The sequence below is a fragment of the Endozoicomonas ascidiicola genome (genome assembly GCF_001646945.1).
Classification (GTDB): domain Bacteria; phylum Pseudomonadota; class Gammaproteobacteria; order Pseudomonadales; family Endozoicomonadaceae; genus Endozoicomonas; species Endozoicomonas ascidiicola.
In genome coordinates this window covers 1-25,637 of sequence record NZ_LUTV01000009.1, presented here as the reverse complement: position 1 = coordinate 25,637, position 25,637 = coordinate 1, and the positions used below count along the sequence as shown (strand labels likewise).

Genomic DNA, 25,637 nt, shown 5'->3' with positions numbered 1-25,637 from the left:
GGCTGGTGTTGAAACATGTACTTCCCAGACGATTTCGACGGTCACGGGATTACGGTTTTTTACACGGAAACGCAAAAAGGAAACTGTCACTGGTTCAGCTKGTTCTGAATGTGATGGTCAAGGYCATCGARCCCGTTATTCGCCCGCAATTCAAATGCAAACAGTGCGGTGAAGTAATGAACCACATTGCGTTTAGATTTCTGAAGCCCACCTGAAGAATTGATTCATAAAATAAGTATCGCCATTCACCAACATGGAGAAATAGTTAGTTCAGCCAGTCAGACAGGGAAATCAGACGCCAGACTACGTAATGCAGTGGTCGGGTAACGCTCATTCTGAATAAAGAGAGTTCAATATAAACGCTCTGATTCGATCGCCACCAAAAAAGAAAACTTCTATAGACCACCCTCACCAGAAATCAATCCGGGCTTGTGCAACAACCGGATAAGATTGCGGCTAAGCGCAATCTATCCTTATTCGATATGATGCTTTTGCATCCTGGTCTGATTGAAGAAAAGCAACGACCTCTTCTGGCCGATAAGCGCCAACAATGACATCTAGCAAATTCTGATCTCGTTCTTTAAGAAACTTTCTTATAGCAGGCTCATAGATAGCCTTGGTAAGTCTCAAAGCACCCAACGCATGATCCAGCCAAAGAGCGAAACGCAACAACCCCTGTGTACCGAACTGATCAACATGCGCCAGCACTGCGAGGTTGAACAGTTCCCGCAAATAGTGGGAGGTTTGCTTCATTACGCTGTTGTAAAAACGACGAAAGGCTTTCACTTCCGGCTCAGGGTTTTCGCTGTATAACAACTGATTTAGCAATGCCGCATACTTCTGGGCATAGAGGAAAAAGCCAACCCCCTGGTGAATGGGCTGACGAAGAGAAAACGGCAAGGTTGCGGGGTTACTGCTCATATCCAGCGATTGAAGATCGAGGCGGAACTCATTGCTGGGCAGTAAAGACAAGTTTGCCGCCAACTGATTATTCACACCGGGGTACAGTGGAGTATGGGCTACGGACTGTTTATCACTAGGAATACTCTGTTTCTGGAAAGTGGACAAAACATCGTCGCGGGTTTCCCGCTCAATCAGATTTTGACCTTTCCAGTTTCTCGCTCGCCAGAGATAGTAGTGAAATAGCTCTGGCGCAAAATCATTCTCTTGTCGGGTTGAACCGCTCTGCCCTTTAACCTGCAACGTTTCCCAGCGGCGGGCGCAGTGTTGTTGCAACGCTTCGTCCTGCTTTGCATCCTCGCTGTGAATGGCTCGCAGGTGAAAGGCTTTTAACAGGTCAGTGGCTGCCAGCGGTACACCGCGGTTATTCTGGGTATCAAAAAAGGTAAAGGCCAGATCTTCGCTTTCAACGGTAATCACCGTAAAACAAAGCTTCTGAAAAATGTCCGCCGATGGCAGTGTATCCTGCAGCTGGTTATACACCACTTTTGCCTGCTGAATATTGTGTGCCGACAGTTTCGAGCGGAAGCTAAACTCCACACTCTCGGGCAGATTATGCTCCAGGGTATGGTGCAACACGCAGAGGCTGGTCAGCCGCTGCTGGCCATCAATTACATACAGTTGTTTCTTGTTGTGGTTGCGGTGCAATAGCAGAGCGCCCATGTAGTAATCGGGTGTCGTTGATTTAAGGCTCTGTTGTTCAAACTCGTGCAGGTCTTGCACCAGCTGTTCTATCTTTTCCCGACTCCAGACATAAGGGCGCTGGTAGTTATCCAGCGCCAGTGGGTAGCCGAGAGTGAGCAGTTGAGAGAAGTTGTAAACCTGAACCTCTACCTGCTCACTGGGTTTTATTGGAACTACTGCATTCATATCAGCCGGGTTCTCCCGGTGAGCAGTTCCTGCATCATGCCTTGTTTGAGTTGTTGGGTTTTTGCCAGCCGATACTCTAGCAAACTCAGCGTATGATCGATATCTGACAGAGCTTCAGAAATCGCTGTTTGCTCTTTTCTTGTAGGTGGAAGAGGAACATAAAACTGCTCCATTTCACCTTTCTGGGTATGTACCAGAGCAGATGCACCATGTGCAGAATCCTCGATCTGCTTCGTTAGAGCTTTCAGCGCATGATAAAAGAAATTCTCATCAACTTTTGAATGATCAACCACAAGTTTCCATGTGTGGTAATTGAGAAGAGCATTCCCTCCTCTCCATATGTGAGGCCCGAAAGAGGTTCCTCTACTACCAGACCAAGCAAATAACAATTGATTCGGTTCAACAAAGATTTTCGGATCGTAATGCCCTGAATAGTAATTAAACTCTTCGGAGCCATTCAGGTTTTGAATTCTGATAATCGGTAAGCCTTCACTTTCCCATTCATGAGGTTTAAAGCCCCGGCCATTTATTAGTGTGCAGAAATCTCCTAATTTTGGAAGTATCCAATCCTCCGGAATCCCCCCCAGCTCTGATTGTTTGTAGCCTTTCAGCTCACCATTGGGATGACGTTCAAACTCCGGCAGGCGCTTTTTACCCGTGAGCAGTTGCTGCATGGTGGCGGTTTTGATGGCGCGTTTTTTGGCGATCAACTTTTCTAGTGAGGTGATTAGGGTGTCGATGTCGGAAACAGCGTTTGCAATAGCAGTTTGTTCATGCCTTGGAGGTAACAATACAGGACAACCATTGATCGCTTTCTGGTCAATAGTTGTCATTATTGCAGTTTTAGCCGACGAGATAAGAAATTTTCGTGCATAGCTAAATATGCAGTTAAGGTACAAAAAACTAGAATCTACCAAATTAGTGTTAGGTCTCACTCTTATTAAATGACTATCAAACACGGCCTTCACTTCCTCATTGAGGAATATGTTGCAGTATGCAATGCCAGTTGGCACCACAGAAGAGCGAGTAAAAAATAAATCCCCGCTAACGGCCTGAAAAGTTTTTACTTCACTTATGTTGGCATCAAAAAGATCTAAGTTCTCAATTTGAATTGGTGCTGATGAATACATATCACTAACGTTTATAAGTGGTATCCCTTTACCTTTTCTTTTTGGCTCAAAAAACAAGCCGTTTTGCGTAGGCACTAAAGAAACGCTCTCAATATCGCTAAGCTCCCAGTCATTGGGAATAACCCCAACCTCAGTCTGCTTATACCCTTCAGGCACCTGACCACTATCCACTGCTAACTGACTCACCAGGCCACCCCCATTTTTTTCAGGTGCTCATCCACTTTGGCAGACAGTTCACCCACCGTCTTCGCCAATTGCGGCAATGGCTCAGCGTAACGCTCTTCCAGTGTTTTCACACGGTTCGCCAGTTGCTGAGTGACACGCTCAACTTCGGCCTTAATATCACCCTTGATGGTTGCCAGCCATTTGTCTTCTATCACCAGCTCTTTGATCTCGTTTACATTCAGTTGTGGGTACTTATCGAAAACGACATGATCCAGTTCTGCCTGAGCTTCCTTCACCACTTTGCTGGCAGCCGCTTCTTTATTAAACAGATTTTGGCACTGTTTCAGAACCTTGATCTCTTTACCCGCACTCAGGCTGTTTTTCAGGGTTTTCAGGCGTGCAGCCACCGTGGCTTTGGTGACTTTGTCCTTATCGTTTTTAGCTTCATCCAACAAACCTTCTTCGTCCTCGCCGGATGAAGTGTTGCTTTCTATGTAGGTTTCCAGGATTTGTGAGGCTTCGTCTTTCTTGGCCTGTAACGCATTTAACGCCTGCTGCTCTTGGGCAAAGTAACGGGCGATAATTAACGACGGTGGAATAAGGTCAGATTTGTATTTGACCTTGTTAATGATCAGATCCGGCGTTTCCTTCAGTTTCTCACCCTTAGCTACCTTCAGAGTGCGCAGTTTGTTACCAGCTTGCCAGCCATCCTGAATAAGCACATACACATCGTCCTGCAGGATTTCTGCCCAGTATTCCATCAACAGCTGGTAAACATCGTATCTATCCAGCAGTTCAGCTTTCGCAAAACGTTCCAGCAGGTCCTCAGACAGGGTGTAAATCAGTTCTTTGGGATCATCCCCTTGCGCGATGCTTTCCAATCGCTCCAGGTGTTCCGCTTCCCACTGGTCGTAACGGTTCAGAGAGCGTTTAGCGAAGTCTTTAAATTCAGGGTGATCGAGAATCGTGCTTTTAACATTACTGGCTTCTACGCAGGCATCGCTGTAACCACTGTATATAGAAGGCTTAAATAAGGTACTGCGCAGCCCAGGGAAAACGCGCCAGTAGTTTGCCAGTGCATCAATATCGGCATTGGGAATGCCTCCGCGCATATGCGCCGTCAGATCGTGGAGATCTTCAGCATCGGTAGAATCGATATAGCGGGGAATATTCAGGTTGTATTGGTTACTTTCAATCTCCCCGAACGTGACCATTCTGGCATAACCGGGCAGTTCCGTCTGGCGTGTGAACACATCCACAATTTTGTGAATATCCTGGGAGCGCAGACGGTTTTTGTTGCCGTCTTTCATAAAACCCTTGCTGGCATCCACCATAAAAATACCGGAGCGACTGGACGCTTTGGATTTGTCGATCACGATAATGCAGGCCGGGATACCTGTGCCGTAAAACAGGTTAGCAGGCAACCCGATAATGCCTTTAATGTAACCTTGCTTGATCAGGTTCTGGCGAATGCTGGCTTCTACATTGCCACGGAACAACACACCGTGTGGCAGAATAACTGCGCCTTTACCGGTGCTTTTCAGCGATTTCAGAATGTGCAATAGAAAGGCATAGTCGCCATTTTTTTCTGGCGGAATGCCGTACTCAAATCGACCAAATTCATCAGCTTTTGGGTTTAAGCCGGTATTCCAGGCTTTAAAAGAGAACGGTGGGTTAGCGACAGCAAAGTCAAAGCGTTTCAAACTGCCATCGTCTTCTTTCCATTGAGGCGATGAAAGGGTGTTGTCCTGCCAGATCTCCGCTTCGACATTGTCGTGCAAAATCATGTTCATACGGGCTAATGCGGAGGTGGCGTTGTCCATCTCCTGTCCGTAAATGGTCAAACCACGGGATGCCTGATCTGCTGCTTTCAACAACAAAGAGCCGGAACCGCAGGTCGGGTCGTAGACAGTTTGGTCCTGCGGCGTGTCTTTCTGAATACCGACAACTTTGGCCAGAATCTGGGAGACTTCAGAAGGGGTATAAAACTGCCCCTTACTCTTGCCGGATTCCGTAGCAAAGTGGCGCATCAGAAACTCATAGGCATCGCCCAGCAGGTCGTCCCCCTGCGCCTGATTTGCGCCCAGATCGATCCCCTGAAAAATACCGATCAGCTTGGACAGACGATCCTGCATGTCCTTGCCTTTGCCCAGCTTGTCTTCATCGTTGAAGTCGGCAACGTCGATCACGCCTTTGAGGTCGTTCTCTTCTGCCAGCGCACTGATGATCTTGTTGATCTTGTCGCCGATCTCTTTGTCGCCCTTCAGGGCAACCATATCGTCGAAAGATCCCCCTTCTGGCACATCCAGAAGAAAACCTGAATCGTTTTCTGCCTTATCGGAAACGTACTTCATAAACAACAGCGTCAGTACATAATCCTTGTACTGAGAAGCATCCATTCCTCCGCGCAGCTCATCACAGCTTTGCCAAAGAGAGGAGTAGAGTTCGGTTTTTTTGATGGCCATGGAGGCTCCTGCGAAGCAACAGAAAAAATCTATCCGTTGCTTAGAATTCAGAAAGTAATGGTTAATGTGAAATTAACGTCATTGTACTCGTAGATCCATGTCAGTGCATATCACTGTGAGTGCAGTGCATGATGGTGATGCTGTAGTGATTTTTATTCTGCATCTGGTAGCGGATACGGACTCTACTTTTTGTGAGAAAATGATATATTTCTTTTTGTAATATAAGGCAGTAATCGTCTGTATATATCCAGCCACATAATACTCTGAGAATACTGATGCTAAATGGTGATCTGAAAGACGAAGCTTTGAAAAAACTGAAAGCTGCTGAAAAGCATTACAACCAAATGGTTGATAAGGTTAAGAGCGGGGCTATGGAACTGCTGCAGCTTCGCCACTCAAGTAGCCACATCATCATTGCTCAGGTGGAAGAGTATATAAATACACTGTCCAACTCCCCCAAGGAGTTTGATAGGTCCTACGTCGCTTATAAAAATGAGTTCCATACCTTCAATCAGGTTCTTCATAAACTTGAGTTGGAAAACAAAAAATCAAATATAAGCACGACAGCTGCCACTGCCGGTGGTGTAGCTGCCGGCGTGGGTGTGGCAGCTTTCGCTCCGACGGCGGCGATGGCAGTAGCATCTACATTTGGCGTGGCTTCTACAGGCACTGCAATCAGTGCATTAGGTGGCGCCGCTGCAACGAATGCCGCTCTGGCATGGCTTGGCGGTGGTGCATTGGCCGCCGGTGGCGGAGGCATGGCTGCCGGTAATGCTCTGTTGGCGCTTGCGGGGCCTGTTGGTTGGGCTATTGGTGGCGCGGCCATTGTTGGTGGTTCGCTATGGAAGCGTAAAAAAAATGCTGAAATAGCAGAGCAAGCCACTAAGGAAACGAAAGTACTGAACCGTGGGATTGCGGAGCTACGAACAGCGGAGCACGAAGTCAGCCGTCTGCTGGATTTAACTCAAACACATGTTGGCGGGGTTAAGGAATTGCTCGACTTGTTAAAAAGTAGTGCACCAGAGGATTATCAACATTTTGATCAAACTCAAAAGGCACATCTTGGCAGCTTGATTAACCATATTCAGTCTCTTTCAGCGCTGTTAAACAAAAAGGCTATTTAACAATGGTAAGTACTGTTCCATTAGAAGATCAGCTTCAGGCGGCTTTGGTAGGCCAGGTCAATACGGGTCGGGAGGAACTGATCAACCACTCTCATCAGACCATTGATAATGCTTTGCAGGAGGGGTTGAATCAGCAAGACCGCGCTTTTGATTTTGCCATGGAGCAGATAGAGAAGACCCGATCTGATATTGGTAACTTGGGCGGCATCTTGGGTCGTATAGACACAAAGCATGGAGAAATAGCTGAGAAGGTTGAAGTTGGCATCCGCAATGCTCAACAAGCATTGCGGCAGGAAGCGGAGAAACCGGAAGAATTTTCTGCAACCTTTGAGGGAGTCGGACGCACAGCACCTGCAGACTACCTGATTGATGGTATAGAGGTTCAATCCAAGTTTATAAACGGCGCCAATAATAACTTGCGACATGTGCTTGATCACATGGATAAACACGCCAACTTTAGTCGTGATGATTCTTATCATCACATTCCAAAAGATACTCATGAAATCATTCTCAAGGTCATATCCGGAGAGAATGTTGACGGCTTATCAGAGCGTTCAATCAGGGCTATACAAGAAAAGGTTGCCAGTATTGAAGCGCTGTCGGGAAAACCTTTTGAACAAATCGTACAACCGGGGTTGTCAACATACGACGAAGTACAGATTATTCGTGTAGATGAAACACTGGATCGACACTCTGACAATATTACATCAGAGAACAGTGTCAGAAAGGATAATCTGGAGAGTCAAGCGGACAGCGATAAGAGAACAGTGCTTGAAGAAAACCAGATCGATCTTGGTGAGATGGGCAAGGTTGCTCTCACCGGTGCTGCCGTGGGTGTTGCTGTATCTCTGACAGCGGACATCTATAAAAATTACAAAGCCGGGAAGAATATCTTTGCTGGTGATTATGATCTGGATGACTGGAAAAGGCTGGGAATCAATACGAGCAAAAGTGCGGCTATTGGTGGAATCAGCAGTGCCGCCATTTATGGTTTGACAAACTGTGCAGGCATGGCTGCTCCTTTTGCTGGTGCCGTTGTTACTGCAGTAAAGGGCATGTCTACTCTGGTCGCTCAGTACAACGCTAAAGAAATCAGTATGAACGAACTGATGGACTTGGGGTTGATACTCTGCTCGGAATCAGCGGTGGTTGGTATCTGTACCGCTATCGGACAGACAGCGATACCAGTTCCGATACTGGGAGCAGTGATTGGTTCTATTGCAGGGAAACTGGTCTGCTTTGCTGTTAAAAAACTGATGCCATCCATGAAGGAAAAAATGGCGAATCAGCTAGCAGCCTACAATGCACAACTTGATGCTGCCGCTAAGATAGTCATTGATAGAATCAATGAGGAGTTTGACCGCCTCGGTGATCTGACCACAGCTGCGTTTGACATTACGAATAATCGTAACTTATTAGAGACCAGTATCGAGCTGGCTTACGCCTATGATGTCGACCGTTCGAAGTTGATACACAATGACGCTGAGTTGAATGATTTTATGCTTGGTTGAGTTCGGCTAAACAAACCACTAATGCGGCAGAAAGTGTCGGCTATGGATAGTTATATGGACGTTATCAGTGAGTTGAAGGATCTTGGTTTTTTTGGCGCGGCTCTGACCGTTACCGTTGCATCGTTTTCTCTGTACATCAAAACAAGTAGAGAAAATCAACGGATTTACCGGAGGGTTCTCTACTATCTCCTTGAAATCTGGCATGCCGCTCGTGTTATCCGGCTTAACGAAACATTCAATGCTCGGGATTTCATGGACACAATCCATAATGAGACTGAGTCATATTTTCAATACAGCATTCAGGACCCAGAAAGCAAAAGCATTCCTGAAGAGCTTGCCAGGCACCTTCAACACCAGGTCAATGATGGAGCTGAAACCTATGGCTATCAACATCTTGATGAGCTCCAGTCGGAATACAGAAATGCACTTCACTCTTTAACGGAGATTGACCCAAAACTGGCATTTAGACTTTCTAATCGTGCGGGTTATGGGGTGCTTGCAAATCAGATTCGAACATATTTGGCCGGTGTTGCTGAAGTCGTGAGCCAATTTGACAGTCAGGCAAAAGAGATTATTCAGCCCATCTTCCAGAAAAAGCTTGAAGAAGAGTTAAGTACTGCCATACACGATTTAGAAGAAGATATCCGTCACACTTCCAGGGCTGTCGGGCAGTTTTTTGCCTTGTACATGACATACTGGGTTTGGAAGCAGAAGAGAGTTCAGAATATTTCTAACCAAAGTATTAGTGATACTCAAGATGTGGTTGCCGGGATACTTCCTGAGGTTATGGCGCAAGTACAAAAAAGCATCAATAAAAGAGAGCATGAAACTGCTGATACGGGGAAGTAAATAAATGACAGTAGGTTGAAACTATTGCTCGGGAACTTTTGTCCAAGAATAACTGTATCAGGGAAAATAGCGTGGAATGCCAAGCAGTTGTGCTGTGTAAAATTTATGCGATAGATATTAATAAATATTAATACCTGACTAATAAATATTAATATATTGTTGATTTACGCCATTAAACCTTTCTTTTAACCCGTTGTATATTAAGAGGTATTATGTTTTGGCATGCTATCTGCTTTATGTAAGTTGCATCTTAATTAGGTAGGAGTGCCAACAGACATGAAGCCCCAAGTCAGTGAAAATAGCAGTCACCACCTGATGAACTTTTCTGACCATGCGCTTAAGCGCATGAGTCAGCGGGGAATAACTACTGAGGCAATCGAACTGACTATCCAGTTTGGGCGTCAAGTATATGGTCGGGGAGTGAAGTGCTATGTCATTGGCAGAAAAGAGGTTGAACTGTATGCCAATAGCTGTTCAGAAGTGCGCTTGGCAGAGGGGATTCATGTGCTGGTTTCAACCAATTTTGCTGAGCAAGTTGTCACTGTTTACCGAAACAGGAACTTGTCCAATATTCGTCCAATGATCAAACGTCGCAGATAAAAGAAGAGTAACCATGAAAAAATTTGCCGCAAAATCCGCCCGTCCAATACCTGTCATTATTCTAGCTGACACCAGTGGAAGTATGAGCGTCGATGGCAAGATTGATGCATTGAACAGCGCGCTCAGTCAGATGATTGAAACATTTAAAGGTGAAAGCCGGCTTAATGCAGAAATTCATCTTTCGGTTATTACGTTTGGTGGCATGGTCGTTGAACACCTTCCTCTGGCCCCTGCTCATAAAATTGAAAGTATGATTCCATTACACGCTTCTGGAGGCACCCCTATGGGCGGAGCTCTGGAGTTGGCCAAGCAACTTATCGAAGATAAGGAACAAATTCCATCCCGAGCCTATCGCCCTGTCGTGGTTCTCGTTTCTGACGGGCATCCTACTGATAGTTGGGAGGATAAATTTTCAGCATTTTGTAGCTCAGAGCGAGCACAAAAGTCAACTCGTATGGCGATGGCAATTGGCAGTGATGCTGATGAGTCTATGTTGGCTGACTTCACCAACGACCTTGAAGCGCCACTGTTCAAAGCGCATCAAGCCAAGGATATTCATCGCTTTTTCCAAGCCGTCAGCATGAGCGTAGCAAGCCGGTCAAGAAGTACAACACCCAATCAGGCAGTAGCTTTGAATTATGAAAACATTCCTGATGACGATCTCGATCTGGATTTTTAAAGGTGCCTATTAATTTGCACTCGGCCTCAGTTAGGGGCCCTGGCCACATCAACCGTGGTCAGCCAAATCAGGATGCGGTTCTGATTCGCCGTAACCGAAATAGTTGGCTGGCAGTGGTTAGTGATGGTATGGGCTCTCGAAAGCACTCAGATATTGGATCAAAAATGGCATGTCAGGCTGTGCTGATGATGACCAGACAGTGCAGCTTTGATGAGCCTGATAAAACTGTCATTCATTGTACCTATAAGCACTGGCTTAACCTTCTCGACAATATTCGGCCTGATGACGCTATTGCAACCTGTCTGTTTGCCTGGGGGAAACCATCAGGAAAATGTCGCTTATTTCAGCTAGGTGACGGAGCCATCTACGTTTCATCCGGAGAACAGCAGACGTTAAAGCCCCGTGATGAGAACAGTTTTGGTAATGAAACGACAGGCCTTGGGTTATCGAAAAAATACAGCGACTGGGTGTGCGCGCAAAGTCAGATCTCTATAAATCAAGGCTTGGTTCTTGTTACGGATGGCATTAGCGATGACCTTGTGGAACCACAACTTTTTGCTTCTTCTGTGATAAAGACGATGAAAAATAAAGGCGCTCGCTATGGCAAGCAGTGGATGAAACGAGAGCTAGAAAACTGGCCAACACCTCACCATACAGATGATAAAACAATCGCAGTTATTCACCGGAAATAATATGTCAGCAGATCCAAGGACTTCGGGCAGTCAACAGCAGCCTGAAAAAGCAAAGAAGAAAGGTAATAGGCAGGTTGCCGACCGTAGAGGAACTGTTTACACACTGACAGGTAAAGTCGGTGAAGGTGGTCAGGGGGTTGTATGTACAACTCAATTACCGGATGTTCTCGTAAAGATTTTTCAGAATAAAACGCCTGAAAAGAAAAAAGCGTGGGCCAGACATATCGAGTGGCTCATGAGGCAGGAACTTTCAGAGCTTAAAATTGCCCGGCCAGTTGAAATCCTCGCTAAACCAGAATCGTATGCTGGTAGCGGTTATGTCATGGAGTTGATGGGTGGCCTTGAGTCATTGGAGTGTAATCTTGAGCGCTCATGGTCTGCACTGGTTGAGAATGAAGAGAAACCTCTTGAGGGCTTTGTTAAAACAGGCGGCCTGAGGAGAAGAATCCGATTACTAAAAGAGTTGGCTGACACGCTAGCGAAGCTACATGGCCGTGGTTATGCCTATGGTGACTTATCTCCGGCCAATATCTTTGTCTCTGAGTCTGTAGAAGATCATCAAGTCTGGCTGATCGATTGTGACAACATCTGCGTGAGTGAAAGAGCTGGTTACGGTCACTTGCATACCCCAGGTTATGCTGCTCCAGAAGTGATCCGGGAAGAAACCGGTATCAATATGTCTACTGACTGCTGGAGTTTCGCAGTTATCGCTTTGAAACTTCTTAGCCACAGCCACCCTTTTGAGGATGGGTTGCTGCTTGAGGATGCTGAAACAAAAGGTGATGAAGCCTATGAAGATACGCTTGTACAAGCCAAGCAAGGTGAACTGCCCTGGATTTATGACGAAAACAATGATGCTAATGAATGGACTGGTAATGGCATTCCATTGGAAGTTGTCGCTAATGAAAAACTGAAATCACTCTTTCAGCGATGCTTTGGTAGTGGAAGAAATACTGTATCTGAACGCCCTTCAATGGGGGAATGGTTAGCTGTATTGGAAGAATCTTACTCCCAGCTGATTGAATGCAGTGACCTTGAAAATTGTGGTAATTCCTTTTTTTATAACAAGGCTGATGAATGTCACTTCTGTGATCAAGTTCAGCCAGAGCATCATTATTTGAAATTGAGATATTACTTTTTCAATGATAAACCTCTGGATGGAGAGTCCGCATGGATTCCTACCAACTCGACACAGATCCTTAACAAAGATTGCTCATCAGAACTATATCTTGCTCCTGCCGGCACTGAACTATATAGAGAGTCGCCACACCTATGCTCTATCGAGTTACTGGAAGCGGGCCTTTATATCACTCCCACGAGAGACGGTTTGGTTGAGCTACAAAGAAAAAGCGATGGAGTATCTTATGTTATTGAGAAAAGGCAAAAGTTAAAAATAGAAAGTCGCAAAGGTGAGAAATTTGCTCTCCACCTTCGTCATAAACTGGATGATGGCTACACCTCTCATCCTGTCTGGACATTTATCTGGTAAAAGGATTTTGTATGAAACTGGGTGAATTTTCAGGCATCAGTCAAGAAACAGTTCAACTTAAATGCAAAGGCAATGTTCCGCCCAAGCAATCCGACTGGAATATCAGCGATGAAGTTGCACTGATTGACGAATTTGGCGATCTGATCCTGCTTCAGGGCTCTCAACAAATACATGCGATTGCAGAGCAGGATGCAGCATTATTAAAAACAAGAATTGAGAAAGGGCTCACCCTTTGGACCCTTACATCCATAAGAAAGTCGCAGCTCTATTTGCGATATGTTGAGCTGCCTGATGCTCCAACAAGTCTCGATCTTGATATAGGCGTTGATGGACGCATAGTTGAAGAGCTATCAGCAAAAGGTGTGATTAATGGAGACGCTCTGGATTCAGCCATTCAATGGTTGAGCGAAGAGTTTATCCTTACAGGAGAAGAACAACCGAGACTGTTTGCTTCCGTCTATGCAGGAAACCAAAGTGGTACTTTTGAAATCAGAGGCAGAGACTGGGTCGCAACTATCGATGAACAGAACGGGCTCTGGAGCCTATCAAAACTTACCCGAACACGAAGAACCGGAGCAGGCCTACGTATTCTGCAAGGCCACATTCAGTTTATTGATATCTCGGTGGCTGGACAGCTTAATAGCGCAACCCAACGTCATGCACTTGAGCAGGCCATCAGTCAGCATGGCAGTTATATGCAACTCTGGCAGCAATACAGTGATATGGAATGGACTTTCAGTTTAACTGATGCCAGAGCCATTGGAGCCATCAACTTTAAAGACTTTGATAAGGGCAGCAAATCCAAACAATGGGACTTCATCGTTGATGCCGGGCATGGTGCAAATTTTGAGAAAAAGCTAAGGGAGCTGGCTGAAAATGGCCAGAGGTCTAGCAAAGATTTTACCTTTGAGGCCATGCGCTCACCTCCAGACTGGCTTTCGAATGAAGAGGAAATAAAAAACACAGGCCTGAGTGGTGCCAATGGAAGACCTTGGCTTTGTAAGTTTGTTGAGTACAAAGATGGCTTTATAACTGTTGAATATGAGTCTGATAGAGATCAGCCCCCCCCTTTTCCAGAAGGAATTATCTGCCTGTCTATGCATGGAAACAGAAAAGTAAGAGAGCGCCGACAACATGCCGTTGACCATATCAGTCAGCGGAATAATCCAATGCCTCAATTACACTACTTATTGGAAGGCTCCAACCCGCCTTTTGAGAAACCAAAAAGACTAAGACGAATAAGTGGTGCAGTAAAAGCCCGATTTAAAGGTGAGCCGACGCGCAAACAGCAAGAGGCATTAAAAGTTGCTTATGAAACCCCCGATGTTGCATTGATTATTGGTCCCCCTGGCACGGGAAAAACACAGGTGATTTCAGCCCTTCAGGCTTTATTGGCAGAAGATCTAAAAGGCATGCCTTTTCAGCACCAAATGTTGATTTCAAGCTTCCAACACGATGCTGTTGACAACGTTATGGAACGCTCAAATGTGTTTGGACTTCCTGCAATCAAAGTAGGCGGCCGACGGAAAAAAAGTTCCGAGATAGAAGACAATCCAATAACTGCATGGTGCCATGAAAAAGCAGTACTTATGGACTCAACCATTAATGCGCTACTGGAAGATGAACCTGTCTTCAACTACATCAAACTGCTACAGAAAGAATTGATCACTCTTCAGGTATCCTCACTCGATTTCCAGCAGAAGATAGAGCAGATTAAGAAAATAGAAGTTTTATTAGTTCAGCTAAAAGAGCAGTTCCAGATCAGGCTGTCTCCAGAAGTACAGAGCCGGTGGCAACAATGGCTGGAAAGTTTACGACAGACTTCTTCCATAGCTGATCGTAGTGTCAACCGCTTTCTAGTGAAACGCGTTAGAGGGCTACGCTGCACCTTGGACTCATTTATTGATGATGGTCCTTATCAGTGTATGAGAGTACTCGCTGGATATGAGCAACAGCAAGCGCGTCTTGATGAATCAGACCGGCTGTTACTTCAGAGCTTTAGTGAAAAGCCTAAACCAGAGGATGTTGAGCTCACTGCGCTTAAAGAACTTAAGACAAAATTGTTAGACCAGTGCATTCCCGACTACCGTCCACGGCATGTTCAACAGGTAATGGATGAGAAAACCTGCCTGCTATTGGGAGATATCAGAAATGACATCCAAAAAGTAGTTGATGGCACCCATTCTCTGTCTCACTTGAAGGTGCTGGATCGTCATCGAACAGCCTTGAAACATTCACCAGAAGTAATAAAACAGGCAGCAGGTGAATACACCGGTGTCTTGGGTTCAACCTGCCAGCAAGCAGCCAGTGAGCAGATGACTGGCGTTAAGCAAGTTGACTTTCAAACCAACTTGAGCTTCAACACAGTCATTGTTGATGAGGCTGCCAGAGCAAACCCTCTTGATCTTATGGTTCCTATGGCTATGGGGAAAAGACGAATTGTACTGGTTGGGGATCACCGACAATTACCACACCTGTTGGAACCTAAAGTTGAAGATGAGCTAGCTGAAGAGTACGAGTTGAATGAAGTCCATAAGGAGATGCTTAAGTTAAGCCTTTTTGAGCGAATGATGAATAACTTCAAGGAAATGGAAAAAGAAAAAAATCAACCAAAGCGTGTAGTCATGCTGGATACCCAGTTTCGGATGCACAGATTATTGGGGGACTTTATTAGTGAAAATTTTTATAAAAAACATGGTGGTCCGATTTTGTCGGGACTAGAGGATGAGCAGTTCAAACATAATGTCCGAGGCTTTGAGGGCAAAGTGTGCGGCTGGATCGATGTACCAAAAACTGATGGCAAAAGTCACCGTCATAATGGAAGCCTAAAGCGCGATATAGAGGCGGATGTGGTTGCCAGAAAGGCTAAGGAAATACTGGAACAGTGTCCAAACTTAAGCGTTGGTGTTATTACATTTTACAGTGCTCAGGTTAATCAAATTCTGAAATCAATGTCATCGATCGGTCTTACTGAAAAAGTAGAAGGTGAACTCCAGATTAAACCTGAATGGTTACACATTCAGACCGAAAAAGGTGAGCAGAAAGAGAGACTCAGAGTTGGTTCGGTCGACGCATTTCAGGGTAAAGAGTTTGATATTGTATTGCTTTCCATGGTGAGAACATCTCCCAACAGGGACATCAATATCGATGATGACAATGAGTTGACGAAAGCCTTTGGCTTCTTAAGGCTAGACAACCGTCTAAACGTTGCCATGAGTCGACAGCATCGGCTACTAATTATGGTTGCAGACGCCAGTTTGGCTAAACATTCTGCAGCAGAAAAGGCAGCACCGTCAATACCCGCGTTTTATCAGCTGTGCGAGGGAGAACATGGCTCAATTTACTGATCTGTATCTGAATTTTTTTGGAGGCAAAAGAACTCCCAGAGGGCAGTCTATTCTATGGCCTGTCTGGGTCTGGGAAGTTCTTGCTCCTAAGCCAGGTCAGCAAGAGCTGAACCTTTTTCAGAAAAGTATTCTTGGACTTATCAAGGCCAGCAAGCGTGACCCTGAACAAATTGCTGCCTGGTTAGGGCTTGATAAGGAATTAATTCTCTACATTATTGCAGGACAGCTAATTCCTAATGGCTGGATATGTAAGGACTGGGAGTTAACTGAACTCGGTCTGCAGATGTTGGAGGAGGATGAGGAACAGCGCGGCAATCTATCAACCGCATACATTTTCCAGGATGCTATTACAGGCAAGTTGTGGCCCAGAGTAAGTAAAAGCCTTTCTTATATTTCGCCACTTTCTGAAGATGGAAGGCCAGAATTTAAAGCAAGCAGAGCAAGTGACTGGATAGAAAAACCATTCATTATTCACTGTAGCTCGCGTACACCTGAACCACCATCAGTACTGGATATACGTAGTGCTCTCAGACAGGGTAATAATGCTATTCACAATATGCGTGTTCGAGGTGAGCTGGAATATCACAAGAAAGAATTTCGCGCAGATGAAATCGAACTACTGAAGCAAAGCCCCTCTCCTGCCTATGTTATGTGCTGGATTGTTGAAGATAGGGGGGATATCTGGAATGTGAGTGATCCTCTGGCAGTTACACCAACAGGAGACTTTTTTCGTCAGGATATCTATGTGCAGGCGCAGAACAATAGTGGTCTGCGAAATAGATTAAGTAGCATTATTGGGGAACTCCCAAAGAAAGAAACTTACGAGGAAATGATCAAACGACAGAATGCCTCTGTTGAACTTGCGAAGTTTACCGAATATTCAAACGCAGACAGAGTCCCTAATCTGGAGTCGGCACTTGGAGCCCTGTTAAGAAGGCAGCAAGCCCTGGAAGATGCACAGTCTGATAAAAGCATTCGATATGAAGACTGTGATGATCTGGTCACTCAAGCTCAGAAAGTCTTTGAGGCTTGCTTCAAATGGATGTTATCTGAATGGCCTATAGCTAACCGTCGTTTTATTGATAAGAAGTGGGGTTTTGAAGATATACGCTGTGCTCTAGAAGGTGTCGCTGGCCCATTCCTCACGGATGAGGACCTGGATGACCTTGCTAAACAAAAATCGGGCAGTATCTTCTGGGCTGCAACTCAAACAGATCCAAATGTTTCTTTGAGGCCTCTTGTAGCTGCCACTTTGTTTACACTCACTGCAAACCCTACACACCCTTTATTAAGCTTTGGCATTAAGGACTTAGCAATATCGAGCATTCTTGGTATTGCCAGAGATCGCAATGCTGTTGCACATGCTTCTGATAAGCAGACAAACAAAGAGACCGCTCTTGAATGTGCCCGCTTTAGTTGTAGTTGGGTCAAGACATTATTGAAAAATCTGGATTAATAGAATTATGGCTAAGAAAACAAAAAAACAGACTACCCGAGCTCCGCGTCCTCAACCATCTAAAGAAGATTTGTTGAACAAAATGGGTATTATGAAAAAGAAAATTAATGAAGAGCTTGCAGTGGTGGATGAAGAAATAAACCCACTGAGCTCCGATATGTCTTGCCTTGAACAAGATAAAGACCAAGAAGCAAAAGCCAATGAAGCACTTGATGAAATACTTCAGTTAGTCAAGCAGTTGCAAGAAAAAATTACTGCTCATGAATCCTCCAGAGCTAGTTATGAACAACTTTCCGCTGGAATAGAGGCACAGCAACAGGACCTTGATCAGAAGCGCAAAGAGCTCTATGGGGATGAGTCAGAGCTAAACAGGCAAAAGGCTGAACTTGATGAGGCTAAAAGTCTGCTAGATGAACAAAGGAAAAAGTTGGCTGCAAAACAGAAAGAGCTTGATCAGCAAGAGAAGAAACAAATTTTGCTGGAAGACCAACTGGCAGAAATGAAGGACGAAGCAGACGCGGGGTTCGCTCGAGAACATAGAGTTTCTGTAGAGAAAAAAAGAGCTGAGTTGGCTTCACTTCAACAAGAACATAACCAAGCGTTGGACGAAAGAAGTGATCGTTTAAACAAAAGGGATTCTGACTTATTTGAGAGGGAAAGCACACTCAAAGAGAAAGAGTCTGATGCGAGAGCAGGTTTTATCGCAGTTCAAAAAGAAATTTTGTCAGACTTTGCCAGCAAAAAAACACAAGCTGAGTCAGATCTAGCTGCATTGCATGAGCAAATTTCAAAGGTTCAGGACACCCTGACACTTCAAAAAAAGAAACAGGAAGTACAGCAACGCTCTGAAAATGAGTGGAAAGATAATGTTAGAATCGATTTGGATAGCCAGTATCGAACTGAAATTGATAGCCTTAAAGCGCAGCTCAGCCAAGAGCGCAACAACCGAGAGCAAGACAGGTCTACTATAACTGAGCTGCAGAAGGAACTTGTTAACTTCACGGATCTTCAGCGCTCATTAGAAAATGAAAATGTTGAAGATATAAAAACAGAGCTGAATAATCTTCGTCAGCAGAATAAAAATTTGAAAACTCAACTTTGGACTTCTGAAGATAATCTTGAAGAGAAGTGCGATCTGCTGGAAGAAAAATGCAGTGAACAATATGATCAGATAGCAGATTTAAGACAAACGCTTGAAGAGGCGAAAGCTGAACTTCACAGACGACAAATGACCGTTGCAGCCAAGCATCAGCTTGAGAAAGAAAAGCGTGTTCTTGAGTTACACAATCAGACGCTAGATACAGCCATTACTGGTCTACAAACTCAGCTAGATGATTTAGTTGAACGGCAGCATGGAGTAAAAGCTTTCCCTGCTCTTTCAGCCATGGATCAGAAGTATAAAAGTAAAGCTGCAAACCTCAAGCCGGTTACTGATTTGCACGCCTTCGCCCAACAAATGAGATGGGGGATGGCTGAACTGCCTAATGCTCCTCTTTATTATAAAGAGGAAGATGTCCGAGCCTTCCTGGCCGGTTTGGCGATGAGTAATCTTCATATCCTGCAAGGTATGTCAGGTACTGGTAAGACAAGTTTGGCAAAAGCGTTTGCCAAAGTGGTTGGTGGCCATTGCACAGATATTGCCGTACAAGCAGGTTGGCGCGATAAAGACGATCTTCTGGGTCACTACAATGCTTTTGAAAAGCGGTTTTATGAGAGTGAGGCATTACAGGCACTCTACCGTGCTCAACTGCCTGCTTTTGAGGATCGTGTCAATATCATTCTTCTGGATGAGATGAATCTCTCTCGCCCAGAGCAGTACTTTGCCGACTTCAATTCAGCACTGGAAAAAGATCCGCAGGATAAAGATCGAAATATTGTGTTACTTGAGGTCGGTCAGAAAGATGCTCCTAAAAAGTTGGTTGATGACCGGAAAATCTTTGTTCCAGAAAATGTTTGGTTCATCGGTACTGCAAACCACGATGAAACAACAAACGAATTTGCTGATAAAACCTATGACCGTGCGCATGTCATGGAGCTTTCCCGAAATGATGAAAAATTCAGCACTGCTCGTTACGACGGTGATCAGGCATATAGTTTCTCTTCATTAAGAGAGTCTTTTGATCATGCCTGTCAAAAGCATAGAAGCACTGTAAGCAAGATTCTGTCAGGACTGAATGACAGTAAATTGAAGACTGTTCTTGAAGATGACTTTACCGTTAGCTGGGGCAACCGACTTGAGCGCCATGCACACCGTTTTATACCTGTGCTGAAAGAAACCGGTGGTAGTATTGAGGAAGGCGTTGATCATTTACTAGCAACCAAGTTGTTCCGTGCTGGCAAGGCAACCGGTCGTTTCGATATTAGCCCTGCTGATTTGGATAAGGTTAGTGAGGCTCTGGCTGATACTTGGAAAGCCTTGAAGCTGAATGGTGAGGCAACTCGTACCATGAACAGTATTGCCAAAGACCGTCGTCGTATGGAGCGTGGCGCATGACCAAACTGCTGGATCGGTTAACCAACCAGCAGGTTTCACTTGAAGATTTGCCGGCACACATTGTGCCCGGCAGATATCTTCTTTGTGAGGATGTGCTGATTAATCAACATACAACTCTTAAGTTAGGATCAATTCTTTCGGATGATGGTTCAGATTATCTTGTAATTGATAAAAAAAATTTTAGATGCAGTGGTCAAATTGAAGATGACTTACAAGTCAGTCATAGGCTTGTAGGCCTATCACTGCATCAAATTAATGAGTGTATTTCTGCAGAAGAAAATAAAAAACTACCTTCTCCATTACTGCCAAGCCGGTTATTCACCGAAGAAGGTAGGCTGAACCAACTTGAGGAATTACTCGATAACATAATGGGCAAAGGCCATCTTCAGGAAATAAGCAGACACCCTCGATATGATATGCGCTATGACGAGATGGTGCAGCCAATTAGCCGTTCAAAACGGTTGGCATCTTCCTCTCATCGTCACCTGTCCGCTCACTCTGAGTGCTGGCAATCAAAAACCTTGACAGGCATTCAGCCTAAGAAGGTACTTAGTCTTGTCAGTGAAGATGAATACAATCTGTATGAGAATAGAGTATTTGCACGTCTTATTGACAGACTTGAACGCTTTCTCGACAGCAGATTGAAAGAAGTTATTGAGTTGGAGAAAAACCTGACTGACGCATTGGCACTTGAGAGCACTCATAAAATCAACCACAGACTAAGCAGGAAATTGTTCGGACTGTGGGGGGAAACTTTTGACTCAGACTCTTCTGCACTGCAAGCCCTCGAGGATTTGAGTAAAACTAAGGAAAAACTGTCTGAGTTAATGAACAAAATAAGAGGGCTGAAACAAGGGGAACTTTATAAGCGCATTCCCAGAAATACACAGATAGCTGGTCGAATCCAGCCTACAAATATATTGACTCACGACCAGCACTACCGCCACCTTCTAAGTCTGTGGACCTCGCTACAAATAGAAAGTAAAAGAGACAACTTAACATCAGCTGAGACTCTCGAACTTAATCAGCGCTTACAAAAAGATTATGATCAATACTGTCGGTTGGTAATCGTTAGGGTCCTGAAAGAACTGCATTATTCTCTTGTAAGTGAGACAGGGAAAGCATCTACTTATGCACGTTTTGGCAGAAAACTAAGTCTTGAATGGAACCAAACGAAGGGGTTAGAGTTGACAGATAATCTAACCAAGACTTCAATCAGGTTTGTCCCAGTTTATTCGTGGGATACTAACTGCCTTGGCGTAGTCCGAACAGAGTCAACTACAACTATCCCCTGCTGCCCAAATGTTGATGTTACAGATGATCTTCCATCAAGTTGGCTGACAGGAAGTAATAACCGTCCTTTGTTAATGTCTCCAATGGATTTCCATGTAGAAGAAAGAGTGGTTTCACTTCTCAGTTATTGGCTCATTTCTGGCCCTCTGAAGAGCTATGGCCAACCTGTAAAGAAAGTACCAACGGAAACAATGGAGCTGGTCTCTAATTGGAGTTGCATTCAACCATCTGATAGTCACTCATTTCGCATATTGAGTAGCATGACACCTTCAGAGCTGCAGACACTAGAAGAAAGCCTAAAGAATAATAATGCTCGATTTAGCCTTGATACTTTTAAAGAGAGAGTGGTAGCTTTTCAACAATTATCACACTGCCCTGCTTGTAACTCAAAAGCACACTTTGAACGTAGGGATAGAGAGACATTTATCGCTCATTGCCGTACAAATAGTTGCGAGATGAAATGGACAATTCAGCATACTGGCAATGAAAAACGTTATAGACAGTATGTCATCAGCGATTCAGGTCTCTCTTTTTCGGATTCGGGCAGATGGTTGGAAGACACGGTGATTTCCGAAAGCCAGTAGGTAATGTTGTATGAAAAAAATTCTAATCAGCTGGATAGGAAAGCATGACCTGACTGCATCGCAGTCGGGTGATTTAGGACCTGTATTAGCTGCCATCATAGACTCTATGGAAAAAGGTAACCCGTACAACAGAGTTCATTTGTTGTGTAATTACTCTCAAGAACAATCAACCCAATACATGGAATGGCTACTATCAATGGTGGGTAAGAATCTGGAGATTACTTCTACACAAGTATCTCTTTCCTCCCCTACCGCTTATGCGGAGATATATCCTAAAATCTTAAGTGAGCTAGGAAAACTGGCTCAAGAATGTCCGGATTTTCAAAGGTACGTCCATCTAAGCCCTGGGACTCCAGCTATGACAGCTGTATGGGTGCTATTGGTTAAGACACACTTCCCTTCTGTCTGTGTGGAATCATGGCTTGATCGAGACAAAATTCAACAGGTACGGCATATTGAGCTGCCTTTTGAAATCGCTGCCGAATTTTCTCAAGGAGCTATTCGGAAAGCTGGAAGACGACTGATATCTGTTGAATCCTCATCACCATCGTTATCCGGAATAACAGGGCAAAGTGAGCCAATGCTTATTGCCAAAAGCAGGGCCGAACGTATGGGGATTCGTGAAGTACCAGTACTTATTCTTGGTGAAACTGGCACTGGGAAAGAAGTATTTGCTCGAGCGATTCATGAGTCAAGCCCAAGGAAAAAATCGCCATTTGTCGCTGTTAATTGTGGTGCTCTTCCAGAAGACCTTGCGGAATCATTACTATTTGGTCATAAGAAAGGGGCCTTTACAGGCGCTTACCAAGATCATGAAGGCTACTTTTCAGCCGCTGACGGAGGAACATTGTTTCTGGATGAAATTGGTGAGCTGAGCCCGTTGCTGCAAACCAAACTTCTCAGGGTACTACAAGAAAAAGAGTACACAAGATTAGGGGATAACAAAGTAGTTCGAAGTGATTTCAGGCTGGTTGCCGCAACCCATCGTGATCTTACGCATATGATCAGTCAAGGGAAATTCAGAGAGGATTTATTTTACCGCATAGCTATCGGAATTTTAAAACTACCACCAATTCGAGATCGTTCAGGTGACATAATTCTACTATCAGAAGCAATGATGTCAGAGATTAATACAGAACTCGCCGATCAACCTGAATTCCAGAAGAAACGGCTTAGTGTCGATGCCCTCCAATTTATAGCTAGACAGAACTGGCCTGGAAACATCAGAGAACTCCGAGCCAGTATTCTAAGAGCAGCTATTTGGTCTGATGGAGTCATAATAACCGCAAGTGACATAGAGTCCTCGATTATCAGCCGAACTACAAGCTCAGGGCTTCTTCCATCCGTTCTAGGGAAAGAAATTGACCTTGGAAATGAGATTGGACTAGTGGTAAGTCACTATATCACTCTGGCATTAAAAGAGACTCAGGGCAATAAGCTTGCAGCAGCCAAGAAGCTTGGCTTAAAGAGTTCACAAGTACTTGATAACTGGATTAAAAAATACTCTGGCTCTGCCCAAGAGTGAAGGAGTGCCTAACTCAACATCATTAAATCACCTGAAAAATAGGGGGCATATAGTCTAAATATTGATTTTATAAGAGTGCCGCAGTCATTGCTCCCCTTATCTTCTCGTGCGAGGGATATACCGATAACATCTATGGCATTCACCCATTGCTGTTCAAGAAGATCGAGCAGGTAAAAGTGGAGCTGAAAGAAAAAGGAATTGATATCCGAGTGACACAAGGTCACCGGGATCTTGTTCAGCAAAATCTACTGTATGAGCAAGGCAGAACCACCAGCGGGCCTGTTGTGACCAATGCCAAACCCGGACTTTCTTATCACAATTATGGCTGGGCTGTAGACGTCGTCGTTTATAAAAATGGCAAGCCACACTGGGATAGTCGTCATTGGGCTTACATTGGAGAGRTCGGTAAATCCRAAGGTTTGATTTGGGGCGGCGACTGGAAAGGCTTTCCAGACCGACCRCACTTCCAATTAAAAGTGACAGATATTTTACCGTGGAGTGCGAGCTAAATGATGCGCCGCGCACTGATTATAATCYTAYTGCTGACGGTTRCAGTTCTGGTTTATGCGTTWTTCCTACCCCTTAAAATGGTCATCAATTCTATCATGCCCRGCGACATGCTGAGCCGTAGCATTATGGCTGATATCCGKTCAGAYCTTGCTGYACAGCCRGATTTTGTCAACAAACTGAAACTGCATAAAGGTCAGTCTAAACGCTACCTGCACCGTACAYCGCTSACTGCCTTCACTACCTTTGATCTCGGGATGTACGATGTATACGCCACCTACATAAATGAAGATCAGGAATGGGTGGTTCGTATGGGAATCTGGCCTGACAAAAATGCAGAACATTTTTTCCCGCAACAGATTGGTGGCATATCGGGTGCGGTGCTGGGGTTTGCTTTACGACAGTTGAACAATGTTATTGATGCGGGATTGCTGCAACCCATGCTTTACCATGTCACTGATAWGGAAGAGACCAGTTTTGTCAGYGATTCTTATGAGGCAGTGCCCCGGTTGATTCCAGYGGAGCAGTAACTTTAGAAGCATGTGCGAAACTTGCCTCATTTTATGAAATATTCGAGCTAGGATTTATCTTTTCTGTAGTGCTTTTCCATTCCATCAAGAATATTACGGAGCAGTTGATCTAAGCATTCTCGATAGTTTTTATGATCAGGGCGTCGAAACAGGGCACTCAACTCATGTTTACTTAAAGCGAAATCGTTCAGCTTAAGCATCGAAAGCAAGTCGTCGGCCTGTAAGTTTAGAGCGATTTTCAACTTCCTCAGCACCATGTTATTGCTCAGAATACGCTCAGGTTCAGGTATATCATCACTCTTAGAGCCTCTGTTCTTTATGATCAGGCCATTTAGAAAGCGAGCAAGTTTTTCATCTTCACACAAGATAAAACCAGGYTCTCCTTCGCGGGCCAACCAAGTCAATAACTCAGGCTTACTTCCTTCATATCCACCYTGCTTAAATATAGACAGCATTAGCGGATCGCTTAAATCAAAAATATAACGCACCCGGCGCAAAATATCGTTGTTGTTGATAACTAGTCCTCCTGAGCAGGCAGTTTTTCAACCGCTACCATGGCTTTCGCTGTAACTTCTACATAAATGGTCATTATGTTTTTTGCAACAAGCTCATCGATGCCTTTCGTTAGCGATGATACATGCACCTCAGCTGCGGTCTCTTCAGATTGTCCAAGTTTACAATCGAAACCCCAATATTGAGTGCCGGAAGGCAGGGATTTCAGGCGTTCTTTTTTGAGGAACTTTTTGATGTCATGCTTTATCGAGTCGACGATACGAGGCGCTTTTATTTTAGGGTGTTCTAATGTAAAGGTCTTTTTCATTGGGATACTACCAAGGTGGGCAATTATTTCGCCGGGGAGTTTTTAACGGCCCGCAGTATAATGTTTATACAAAGATTCTACTATGACTTTAGGGCTGAGCTGCTGAACGAGGCTCTCACTATCACGAACTCAGCACTAAGAGTGCGGTATGGCTCGTTATCCCAAAGAACTCAACGCATCAAGTCGCGGGGCGCGATCGGTAATGACGGATCCGACGACCAAAAAAAATGCCGTCCGATGATTACTGCATCGTATGCTGGACGCGTTAATCACAGCGTCCTGCTTATCTGATCAAAGTGACTTCCACTGTGCGATTCAAAAAGCGGGCACGCCGGTGATTGCCGTGGGTCGTATTTTGAACCCTGTCTATTCCGCCGCCGTACCAGCGAAGACTGTGATGGTTATGTCCGTTAGCCCAAGAGTGGATAAAATAAGCAATGTAAGAGGTTGTCGTAGGTTTTAAATAGCACGTCTGTCGCTCGAAAACTGGTGTCAGACGAAAACTGGAAAACTGGTGTTTGGAAAACTGGTGTCAAAACTGGTGTCA

At 44.7% G+C, this 25,637-nt stretch carries 20 protein-coding genes and 1 pseudogene; 16 read left to right on the top strand and 5 right to left on the bottom strand.

Translation table 11 applies throughout. The annotated features are described in order from the left end of the window. Positions 1-215 (top strand): annotated as a pseudogene (locus AKL11_RS26825) (IS91 family transposase); the annotation flags it as partial. 241 nt (positions 216-456) lie between these two features. Here the strand turns inward: AKL11_RS26825 and AKL11_RS21610 are convergent. The 3 genes from AKL11_RS21610 to AKL11_RS21600 are packed head-to-tail and all read right to left on the bottom strand — an operon-like array spanning position 457 to position 5,590. Continuing rightward, positions 457-1,830, bottom strand: a complete 1,374-nt coding sequence (locus AKL11_RS21610) for a DUF262 domain-containing protein (protein WP_067521905.1) — start codon at positions 1,828-1,830, stop codon at positions 457-459. Continuing rightward, positions 1,827-3,146 carry a restriction endonuclease subunit S gene (locus AKL11_RS21605; RefSeq protein WP_067521903.1) on the bottom strand — a complete coding sequence of 440 codons (1,320 nt, stop codon included), beginning with the start codon at positions 3,144-3,146 and terminating at the stop codon, positions 1,827-1,829. Before AKL11_RS21605 ends, AKL11_RS21610 begins: the two co-directional genes overlap by 4 nt. Further along, positions 3,143-5,590, bottom strand: coding sequence for a type I restriction-modification system subunit M (locus tag AKL11_RS21600; RefSeq protein ID WP_067521901.1), 2,448 nt, complete (start codon positions 5,588-5,590; stop codon positions 3,143-3,145). Before AKL11_RS21600 ends, AKL11_RS21605 begins: the two co-directional genes overlap by 4 nt. 275 nt (positions 5,591-5,865) lie before the next feature. Here AKL11_RS21600 and AKL11_RS21595 point away from each other — a divergent pair, with 275 nt between their 5' ends. From AKL11_RS21595 to AKL11_RS25385, 14 genes are all read left to right on the top strand, one after another. Continuing rightward, the gene (locus AKL11_RS21595) at positions 5,866-6,714 is read left to right on the top strand and encodes a hypothetical protein (protein WP_067521899.1); all 849 of its coding nucleotides are present in this window, start codon (positions 5,866-5,868) and stop codon (positions 6,712-6,714) included. Positions 6,715-6,716: 2 nt separating this feature from the next. Then, entirely contained in the window at positions 6,717-8,225 is a 1,509-nt protein-coding gene (locus AKL11_RS21590; protein WP_067521897.1) for a hypothetical protein, read from the top strand. A gap of 42 nt (positions 8,226-8,267) precedes the next feature. After that, complete coding sequence (locus tag AKL11_RS21585) at positions 8,268-9,074, top strand: hypothetical protein (protein ID WP_067521895.1); 807 nt, start codon at positions 8,268-8,270, stop codon at positions 9,072-9,074. Between the two features lie 276 nt (positions 9,075-9,350). Next, a complete protein-coding gene (locus AKL11_RS21580) occupies positions 9,351-9,674 on the top strand; it encodes a DUF4258 domain-containing protein (protein WP_067521892.1) in 324 nt (107 codons plus the stop codon). 13 nt (positions 9,675-9,687) lie between these two features. Further along, a complete protein-coding gene (locus AKL11_RS21575) occupies positions 9,688-10,353 on the top strand; it encodes a vWA domain-containing protein (protein WP_067521890.1) in 666 nt (221 codons plus the stop codon). A gap of 14 nt (positions 10,354-10,367) precedes the next feature. Further along, a complete protein-coding gene (locus AKL11_RS21570) occupies positions 10,368-11,045 on the top strand; it encodes a PP2C family serine/threonine-protein phosphatase (RefSeq protein WP_157673712.1) in 678 nt (225 codons plus the stop codon). 1 nt (position 11,046) lies between these two features. Then, positions 11,047-12,534, top strand: coding sequence for a protein kinase domain-containing protein (locus AKL11_RS21565; protein WP_157673711.1), 1,488 nt, complete (start codon positions 11,047-11,049; stop codon positions 12,532-12,534). 11 nt (positions 12,535-12,545) lie between these two features. Beyond that, entirely contained in the window at positions 12,546-15,881 is a 3,336-nt protein-coding gene (locus AKL11_RS21560; protein WP_067521887.1) for a DEAD/DEAH box helicase, read from the top strand. Further along, positions 15,865-17,337: a hypothetical protein gene (locus AKL11_RS21555; RefSeq protein ID WP_067521885.1), complete on the top strand. Its 1,473-nt coding sequence runs from the start codon at positions 15,865-15,867 to the stop codon at positions 17,335-17,337. The genes AKL11_RS21560 and AKL11_RS21555 overlap by 17 nt, the downstream gene beginning before the upstream one ends. Before the next feature lie 7 nt (positions 17,338-17,344). Then, positions 17,345-19,831, top strand: coding sequence for an AAA family ATPase (locus tag AKL11_RS21550; protein ID WP_095210607.1), 2,487 nt, complete (start codon positions 17,345-17,347; stop codon positions 19,829-19,831). Further along, positions 19,828-21,708 (top strand): DUF2357 domain-containing protein, encoded by a 1,881-nt coding sequence (locus tag AKL11_RS21545; RefSeq protein WP_067521883.1) that lies wholly within the window; start codon positions 19,828-19,830, stop codon positions 21,706-21,708. Before AKL11_RS21550 ends, AKL11_RS21545 begins: the two co-directional genes overlap by 4 nt. A gap of 10 nt (positions 21,709-21,718) precedes the next feature. After that, positions 21,719-23,233 (top strand): sigma-54 interaction domain-containing protein, encoded by a 1,515-nt coding sequence (locus AKL11_RS21540; RefSeq protein ID WP_067521881.1) that lies wholly within the window; start codon positions 21,719-21,721, stop codon positions 23,231-23,233. A 146-nt stretch (positions 23,234-23,379) separates the two neighbouring features. Next, complete coding sequence (locus AKL11_RS21535; protein WP_067521879.1) at positions 23,380-23,742, top strand: M15 family metallopeptidase; 363 nt, start codon at positions 23,380-23,382, stop codon at positions 23,740-23,742. A gap of 255 nt (positions 23,743-23,997) precedes the next feature. Further along, positions 23,998-24,270 carry a hypothetical protein gene (locus tag AKL11_RS25385; RefSeq protein ID WP_157673709.1) on the top strand — a complete coding sequence of 91 codons (273 nt, stop codon included), beginning with the start codon at positions 23,998-24,000 and terminating at the stop codon, positions 24,268-24,270. A 47-nt stretch (positions 24,271-24,317) separates the two neighbouring features. Here the strand turns inward: AKL11_RS25385 and AKL11_RS21525 are convergent, their stop codons facing one another. Beyond that, positions 24,318-24,767 carry a YehS family protein gene (locus AKL11_RS21525; protein WP_281180480.1) on the bottom strand — a complete coding sequence of 150 codons (450 nt, stop codon included), beginning with the start codon at positions 24,765-24,767 and terminating at the stop codon, positions 24,318-24,320. Positions 24,768-24,787: 20 nt separating this feature from the next. Further along, complete coding sequence (locus tag AKL11_RS21520; protein ID WP_067521873.1) at positions 24,788-25,090, bottom strand: DUF6172 family protein; 303 nt, start codon at positions 25,088-25,090, stop codon at positions 24,788-24,790. A 253-nt stretch (positions 25,091-25,343) separates the two neighbouring features. Here AKL11_RS21520 and AKL11_RS25380 point away from each other — a divergent pair, with 253 nt between their 5' ends. Further along, positions 25,344-25,553, top strand: coding sequence for a hypothetical protein (locus AKL11_RS25380; protein ID WP_157673708.1), 210 nt, complete (start codon positions 25,344-25,346; stop codon positions 25,551-25,553). The last annotated feature ends 84 nt before the right edge of the window (positions 25,554-25,637 follow it).